This is a genomic window from Carboxydothermus islandicus (assembly GCF_001950325.1).
Taxonomy (GTDB): Bacteria; Bacillota; Z-2901; order Carboxydothermales; family Carboxydothermaceae; genus Carboxydothermus; species Carboxydothermus islandicus.
Map to the genome: position 1 here is coordinate 1 of NZ_BDJL01000059.1, position 8,213 is coordinate 8,213.

General features: G+C 42.4%; 9 protein-coding genes and 1 riboswitch. All 9 genes read right to left on the bottom strand.

Features of this window, described 5'->3' with window-relative positions:
- Window positions 1–114: 114 nt before the first annotated feature.
- The gene (locus ciss_RS08960; RefSeq protein ID WP_075866026.1) at window positions 115–1,173 is read right to left on the bottom strand and encodes a GerAB/ArcD/ProY family transporter; all 1,059 of its coding nucleotides are present in this window, start codon (window positions 1,171–1,173) and stop codon (window positions 115–117) included.
- Between the two features lie 63 nt (window positions 1,174–1,236).
- Complete coding sequence (gene lysA / locus ciss_RS08965; RefSeq protein ID WP_075866027.1) at window positions 1,237–2,574, bottom strand: diaminopimelate decarboxylase; 1,338 nt, start codon at window positions 2,572–2,574, stop codon at window positions 1,237–1,239.
- Window positions 2,575–2,677: 103 nt separating this feature from the next.
- A riboswitch (Lysine riboswitch) is annotated at window positions 2,678–2,856 on the bottom strand.
- A 79-nt stretch (window positions 2,857–2,935) separates the two neighbouring features.
- A complete protein-coding gene (locus ciss_RS08970) occupies window positions 2,936–3,922 on the bottom strand; it encodes an acyl-CoA dehydratase activase (RefSeq protein ID WP_075866028.1) in 987 nt (328 codons plus the stop codon).
- On the bottom strand, window positions 3,894–5,009 hold the full coding sequence (locus ciss_RS08975; protein ID WP_075866029.1) for a CoA protein activase: 1,116 nt from the start codon (window positions 5,007–5,009) through the stop codon (window positions 3,894–3,896). The genes ciss_RS08970 and ciss_RS08975 overlap by 29 nt, the downstream gene beginning before the upstream one ends.
- The gene (locus ciss_RS08980) at window positions 4,981–5,961 is read right to left on the bottom strand and encodes an acyl-CoA dehydratase activase-related protein (protein ID WP_075866030.1); all 981 of its coding nucleotides are present in this window, start codon (window positions 5,959–5,961) and stop codon (window positions 4,981–4,983) included. Before ciss_RS08980 ends, ciss_RS08975 begins: the two co-directional genes overlap by 29 nt.
- A gap of 51 nt (window positions 5,962–6,012) precedes the next feature.
- Entirely contained in the window at window positions 6,013–6,369 is a 357-nt protein-coding gene (gene spoVAE, locus ciss_RS08985) for a stage V sporulation protein AE (RefSeq protein ID WP_075866031.1), read from the bottom strand.
- Window positions 6,370–6,380: 11 nt separating this feature from the next.
- A complete protein-coding gene (gene spoVAD, locus ciss_RS08990; RefSeq protein ID WP_075866032.1) occupies window positions 6,381–7,373 on the bottom strand; it encodes a stage V sporulation protein AD in 993 nt (330 codons plus the stop codon).
- Window positions 7,370–7,813, bottom strand: coding sequence for a stage V sporulation protein AC (gene spoVAC / locus ciss_RS08995; protein ID WP_075866033.1), 444 nt, complete (start codon window positions 7,811–7,813; stop codon window positions 7,370–7,372). The genes spoVAD and spoVAC overlap by 4 nt, the downstream gene beginning before the upstream one ends.
- Before the next feature lie 64 nt (window positions 7,814–7,877).
- Window positions 7,878–8,072 carry a dodecin family protein gene (locus ciss_RS09000; RefSeq protein ID WP_011344850.1) on the bottom strand — a complete coding sequence of 65 codons (195 nt, stop codon included), beginning with the start codon at window positions 8,070–8,072 and terminating at the stop codon, window positions 7,878–7,880.
- Window positions 8,073–8,213 lie beyond the last annotated feature (141 nt).

Genomic DNA, 8,213 nt, shown 5'->3' on the forward strand with positions numbered 1-8,213 from the left:
TTTATCTTTTCTTCCTGCTCCTTAAAACCGCTGTTTTTCGCCCTACTTTGGGGTATTTTTATTTTTGGGTTTGTGTTTATACCTTATTTGGCGCGGTTCTCTAAACTTAGCAATTTACTCTTTTATAATGGTTAACAGTAATAATATGTAGGGAAAAATAACTTCGAGAAAAAATGCCAACCAGGATAGGGTTCCCATGTCATCTTTTACTTCGGCAATATTCTGAGGAGCAATAGCCCAAAAAAATACCAAAAGCAAGATTGGAGCCGTTAAATGCCGGTAATCTTTTTGCCCAAAGGCTTTACGTAACACTAACAGCGCCGTAAAGATATTAAGTCCCGCCACCGTAAAAATTGCCGTCATCCAGCCACCAATCAGTAAGCTATCCAAGCGGTAAACAACATACCCGATATTTAACATTTTGATAATCTCATAGGAGGGGTAACGCATCCGGGCTAACGATACCGGTCCAAAAATCATTAGACCTACCAAACAAACAGCCGCATAAATAAAGGTTACAAGTCCCATACCTACAACAGAGGCTTTTATCCCGTCTTTTAAGTTTCGGAAATCTTTGGCAAAATATAAAAAAATACTAAAACCTGAAAAGGAGAATACACTACCAAAAATACCTTTTAAAAGATTAATTTCAGGATTTATTACTGGCTTTAAATATTCTACTTCCCATTTATTGATGATAAAAAATGTTACTACAAACAGTATGGCAAGTTTTATAAACATAAAGATCACATTTATATTTTTCACCGTTTCGTAACCGGAGTTACAAAAATAAAATAATACTAAAAGAAATAAGATTATCATTATGTAAGTTGGCGTTTCTTCTAAAAGCGTATCTGTCGCAAAATCGGTAAAAATTCTGAGAACCAAGCTTGCCAACCAGAGAAAATAATAAACAAAAATAAGGGCAAAAAAACGACTTAACAATTTACCGTAAAGCTTTTCCCCGTACTCGATAAAAGTTTGGTTGGGCCAATAACTTTGAACAACAATTATCGTCAAAATTGAAAGAAGGTTTATAAATCCCCCGGGAAAAATGAGTAACCAGCCGGAATTTTTGGCAGCTTCAGCCATTACTGCCGGTAATGAGATAATGCCCGATCCAATCGTTGCTCCAATTATTAAAGCTACTCCTTCTCCCCAGCTAATTTTCATAAAAAAACCTCCTGATTCTAACCAATAGTATGGAAGAATCAAGAGGTTTTTATTCTAATAATTCTAATACATGGTAACTACCTTGCGTGTTTTTAAATGGGCTGGGATTAAATCGTGACTTAACAGGTCGTCATAAGTTTCCCGGCGGACAATTAGCTCCGCTTTCCCCCCACCAACTAAAACCATGGCCGGTCGGGGTAAACGGTTATAATTCATCGCCATGGAATAGTTGTAAGCTCCGGTATTGCTAACCAATAAAAGGTCTCCAGGCTTAATTTCCGCCAATTCAATATCCCAAATTAACATATCCCCCGACTCACAGCACTTACCGGCAATTGAAACTAACTTGACCGGCTTATCGTTAGCTTTATTTGCCACTATTGCTTCGTACTTAGCCTGATATAATGCCGGGCGGGGATTGTCACCCATCCCACCGTCCACCGCAACGTAGGTTCTAATTCCCGGAATATCTTTAATTGCCCCAATCGTGTATAACGTACTTCCCGCGGGACCGGCAATTGAACGTCCCGGTTCTACTATCACCCTTGGCACCTTAAGTCCGAGTTTCTGGCACTGACTTTCCAGAGTAGTAAAAATAGTCTCCGCCATTGCCGCCACCGTAGGAGGGTTATCGCCTTCAGCATAGTAAATACCAAGACCGCCGCCTAAATCCAATTCCTCCGTCATAAAACCGGTAGCTTTAAATACCTCCGCCATAAAGGCGGTCATGACTTCTACCGTGTGAGCAAAAGATTCAAGTTCAAAAATTTGCGAGCCTATATGACAGTGGAAACCTTTTAATTCAACACCGTCCAGTTCCAATGCCCTTTGGGCTGCATCCATTGCCTGACCGGTTTCAATGGGAAAACCAAATTTACTGTCAATTTGCCCGGTTTTAATATATTCGTGGGTATGGGCCTCAATTCCGGGACTAACCCTTAATAATATCGGTTGTCGTACTTTAAAACTTCTGGCAATGTCATTTAAAAGATACAGTTCATAGAGATTATCCACCACAAAGCGGCCTACTCCGGCTTCAACTCCAAGCCTGATTTCCTCGGGGCTCTTGTTGTTGCCGTGGAAATACACCTTGTGCAAAGGAAAATTTGCTTTTATAGCAGTATAAAGTTCGCCCCCGGATACCACATCAAGCCCTAAACCCTCTTCTTCAACTAAACGGCAAACTGCAGTAGTTAAAAGGGTTTTCCCCGCATAAATGGCCAGTGACCCGGGGTGTTTTTGGGTAAAGTTTTGGTAGTACTCCCGGCAGTTTTTCCGAAATTCTTCCTCATCTAAAATATAAAGTGGAGTACCGAACTCCCGGGCCAAATCTACCGTATCGACACCGCCTATTTCTAAGTGACCTTTTTCATTTACCCTCATTGTACCGGTAAAACGCATGCCATCTCTCCCCCTTATAAATAATAAAATATTGCGGGCCCTTGGTATTTCCCCAAAGGCCCGCAATTGGCATGCGGCAATAGCGAGGAAATACCTCAGCTCCCAGCAAGGTAGCGCTCCACCCGCTAAAACGGGTGACAGTCCTATACCTGTTCGGCATAGGCCCAACCCCTTACGTCCGCTACCGTAAGGGATTTCGGCGAAGGCCCCTTTCACCGGACAGCATCAACCTGCGGGGTTTTTGCCCGGTTACTCTTGACCATCCGCACCTCTACCTCACCTCAAAGAGATGAGGTACAAGCGTATTAAGTTCTAATTGCCTTTTACTTTTAATAACTATAACATTAAACTTCTCAGTTCGTCAACCTATCCCCGCTAATTTTTTATTATTCATCTGACTGTACCGGCCGCAGCGGTCATTTAAATAACCCACTACCTCGTAATTTTCATATATTTTAACCACTTCACAAAAGTTCGGGCAGTTTTGGCACTCAAAATTCTCGGTTTTTAATTCGGCATCTTTTACATTAAAGCCCTTGAACATAGTTTTATAAGGTTGTTTTTCCCACTCAAAAGCTGCAATTAACGCTATCCCCAAAGCCCCCATGACATTAAAATAAGGTGGCACAATAATTTCAGTTCCCAATATCCGGGCAAAAGCTTCTCGCATACCGGAATTGGCGGCAACTCCTCCCTGAAAAACTATTTTATCGTAAAGTTTTTTCCCCTTGGCTAAATTATTTAAAAAGTTACGTACTAATGCTTCGCACAGTCCGGCTAAAATATCTTCAATATTACATCCCAACTGCTGTTTGTGAATCATATCGGATTCGGCAAATACCGCACACCGCCCGGCAATCCGCACCGGATTTTGGGCTTTTAACGCCATTTCTCCAAATTTTTCAACAGGAATGTTAAGCCTTTGCGCCTGCTGGTCCAAAAACGAACCGGTGCCGGCCGCACAAACGGTATTCATCGCAAAATCGGTTACTACACCATCCTTTAAGAGAATAAGCTTTGAATCCTGTCCACCAATTTCTAAAATGGTTCGAACACCGGGTACGAGATAACTGGCAGCCACCGCATGGGCAGTTATTTCGTTTTTCACGGTATCTGCCCCTAACACCAACGCTGCCAAATGCCGGCCGCTTCCGGTTGTCCCCACCCCCGATATTTCTTCTTCTTTGATTTGGTCGTAAATTTGCCTTAAACCCTCTTTTAGGGCAACAAGAGGCCGGCCGTTAGTTCTTAAATAAATTGCTTTTAAAATCTCTTTTTCTCCATTAATCACCACTAAATTGGTACTTACCGAACCTACATCAACCCCCAAAAATACGCCTTTTTCCATAATTTCCTCCTTTTTTACGAAAACTTAAAAGATCGCAAAACGCCTCTAACCTAGTAATGAAACCTGCCTCACCGGTATGTTCATCCACTACCAGAGATAAAACCGGAATACCCGCAACTTCGCTTACCGCAGGCAAAACCGCTTGAGCCACAATTTCCGGCATGCAGGTAAAAGGTAAGAGCTGAATTACCCCATCAAATCCCTGTTTTTTTAAATACCTAACTCCGCCTACCGTTTCCCGACCGTGCCCGCCTATAAAATGACAGAGAAAGGGCGGTGCTTCCTTCACAATTTCTTTATGACGGCTATAGTTTTTAAAAAATCCCAAAAAAAGGTGGTCGTTTACCCATTCACTTAAATAAATGGTGCGGTGCACTTCCACTCCCAAGCTGCCGAGATATCGTTCGATATTAAAGTTGGTAAAGGGTTCTAAGAGGGTAAAGATCTCCCCCACCACCCCTATTTTTAACACCTCCCGGGTCAAATCCACCGGTATCCTTGCCAAACCCACGACAGCTTGATTTACCGCTTCTTCGATTTCCTTTTCCTCTCGAGCTCGATTTAAATTTTGCAGAAACTCCTGCCACACCCGGTCGGTTGCTCCTTTGGTAATTTCCCGGGCCCTGAAAAAGACCACTTTTTTTTCAATTTCATCGGCCGCTTTTATTTTTAAAAAACCTTTTTTGATCGCCTTTATAACCTGAAAAATTGATTTATTTCCGGTAATTTTTTTAAGTTTGGCGATAAATTCCATAATATTTCGCTCGGGCGGTTCTAATACCAAAAGGTCATAATTAATCCCCAAATCCCTTAATATTTCCTGCTCCACATACGCATAATAACCAAAGCGGCAGGGGCCAGTTCCTCCGGCCATGAGGATTGTATCAGCACCTAATTCGTACGCCTCAATAAAATTCCCGAGGTTAAGCTTTAAAGGCAGACAGGCAAATTCCGGTCCGTACTTAGTACCCAGAGTCAAGGTTTTTTTGGTAATGGGCGGAGGTAGCACCACTTCTAATCCCAGTTCTTCCAACATTGCTTTTACCCCAATGGCCATATTACCCATGTGCGGGTAGGTTACTTTCACCGGCAAAACTCCTTTCCACGGTCATATCCCAAAAAGCTTCGAGACGGGTTACAAGTCCCGCCTCACCGGTATGTTCGTCAATGGTAAGATTTAAAAAAGGTAAGGAAAATTTTCTTTTTAAATACCGTTCCGTAAGTTCGGTTATTATTGAATCCGGTCCACAGCCAAAAGAGTTTAAATTTATTACTCCTTTTAACGGGTAATTTTCAGCAAGATAAATACTGCCACCAAAGTTCTTAATCGCAAAACTCCAAAAGGGTTTTTTGGGAAGCAGCCCAGCTTTTTTTACCGCTTCCGCAAAGGGAACGTTATCAGGAGTTAAAACTTCCCCTCCAAACCGGCGAATTTTTTTTATTAAATCCATACTGGCATAACGGTCATTAATGTTGTAGGCATGCCCCACTACCGCAAAAAGCGGTTTCTTCAAGTCCGGGACATATTCTTGCTTCCCATCAATTAAATCCTGCGGTTGATATCCAAGGTACTTTTTTTGCAAATAAGCTTTTTGCTTTTTCCAGGCAGTATAAGTCGCTCGCATTACTTTCATACCGTTTGGTGTAATTTTTTTCCCGAAAACATAAACCCCCCGGTAAAAATCCGCCCCCTTTTGGTAGGCCGTTAAGTCATGGGAAAGAACCTTTGGAGCTTTTAAACGAAAAATTATCATTTCGGGCAATCCCAAAAATTTCGGGCAAATGTAAGTCCGCCGGTATTCACTAACATAACGGGGTATAAAGAGGTAATCTACCTGATCTTTTAAAAACCGCACGTGGCCAAAAAAAACTTTAACGGGCAGGCAGGCATCGTCGACCGCCGCTTCTACTCCCAAGTTAAGGATTTCCTTATCGGTAGGTTTTGAGGTTACAACCTCTACTCCTAACTCCTGGAAAAAAGTTTCCCAAAAGGGATAATAATCGTAAAAATATAAACCTCGCGGAATACCAACTTTCATTTAACCACCCCATCTTTAAGAGCATTTCCAGGGAAAAAAATTTTTATACCCCTAACCCTTGGGTTTAAAGAAAAGAGCAATTATATAACCGGCAACAACTGCCACCGAAATACCCGTAGCGGTATTTGTTATTCCGCCCCCCAAAAGCCCTAATATTCCTTTTTGCTTAAATCCCTCTATCGCTCCCTGCGTCAGTAAATGCCCAAAACCAGTTAACGGCAAGGTTGCACCGGTACCGGCAAGTTCCACTAATTTATCGTAAACCCCAAAACCTGAAATAAAGGCACCGGCAGTTACAAAGCTAACCAAAACATGGGCAGGAGTCACCCGAAAGCTTGTTAGATCCATCATTAGCTGGCCAATCACGCAAATTACTCCTCCAACCAGAAAACTTAATAGAAAATCCATCTTCATCCCCCTTAGTAACTTTCAAAAGCTACCGCATGAGCAATTACCGGTATAGCCATTCCCTGCTGGGTTGTAACTTGAGACAGCAAAGCCCCCGTTCCTATTCCCAAAAATTTATGAATCTTTCCCTGACTTAACTCGTTAAAAACGTAGCCTGCAGTAACTAAAGCTGAACAAGCAGTACCGCTGCCTCCGGCATTTACCTGCTGCTCCGGTCGATAAATCATGATTCCACAATCGTTGAGCCTTTGCCCAAAGTTGATGTTATTTTCCTGTAAAAGTTTAACCAAAATTTGCTGCCCGAACCGGGCTAAATCTCCGGTTAACATTAAATCGTAATAATCGTAAACCAAACCCGTTTCTTTAAAATGGACAAGTAAAGTATCAAAAGCTGCAGGAACCATCGCCCCACCCATGTCCGAAGGATCAAACATATCGTAATCCAATGCTTTGCCCACCGTAACCCGGGGAATTTTAATTTTACCCTCTCCATCCCCCAGAACCACCGCAGCCGCACCGGTAACCGTCCACTGGGAAGTTGGAGTTTTCTGAACCCCCTGTTCGGTAGGATTACGGTACTGCCGTTCAACGGTAGCATAATGACTGGAAACACCCACCAGTACTTTTTTAGCAAACCCACCGGCTATTAACATTGCCCCCAGGATCAACCCCTCGTAAAAAGTAGCACAAGCATTATATAATCCAAAAAAAGGAATCCCCAGGCTTTTGGCAGCAAAATTAGCCGAAATAATTTGATTTAATAAATCCCCCGCCAAAAAAAAGTCCACTTCTTCCTTTTTAACCGAAGCTTTTTGTAAAGCCATTTCGGCTACTTCCAAAAACATTTTTTGCTCCGCTTTCTCCCAGGTATCCTCATAGTAATAAAGGTTATTGATAACCTTATCAAAATAGGCTGCCAGGGGTCCTTCCCCTTCTTTGGGTCCAGCTATAGTTGCATAACCCAATACTACCGGCGGATTAGCAAATTCCCGGGTTTGCCTCATAATTTTCCAAGCCCCCTTAAAATAATTGCCACAATAAGCGAACTCAATATCCCGTAAATAACAACCGGACCGGCTACGGTAAACAGTTTCGCCCCAACCCCGAGAACCAGACCTTCCTGTTTATGTTCTAAAGCGGGCGATACCATGGAGTTCGCAAAACCGGTAATGGGAACAATTAAGCCGGCACCAAAAATCCGCACCAAATCATCATAGATCCCGGTTCCCGTTAAAACTGCCGAGATTAAGATAAACACCACACTTACAACGGTGTAACTGTCTTTTTCCGAAAGGCCGTAGCCTCTTAAAAAATGAAACAGAACTTCTCCCAAAAAACAAACAAAGCCCCCCATTAAAAAAGCCAATACGCAGTTTTTTAGTACCGGCGGTCTCGGTTTTATTTTTTCTACCGTTTTTTGATACTCATTTTTATCAATAGCCATCACCTTCACCTCAAAATATAATTTTCCCCCTTAAAAGTAAAAAAATAACGGAGGAAATCCTCCGTTATTCCACATAGGCAACTTTTACATTGGCCTTATATTCTACTACCCGTCCGCCTTCCACATTAGCGGTAAAATTTAAAATCTCTACTCCGGTTACTGTCCCTAAGGACCGCGATGCTTCATTTACTGCGGTTTGTACCGCATCCTTCCAGCCGGTGGGTGATTCTCCTACTAATTCGGCTACTTTTACATGCATTGCTGATTCCTCCTTAAAAAATTTCCTGACTTTGTCAGTTAAAATCTTGGAACCCTTGAAAAATGGGCATTTTTATCCCTAAAGATGCGCAAATTGTACCTACACACCTACCAGGTGAACTCTTTTGCATCTTCCAGGGGC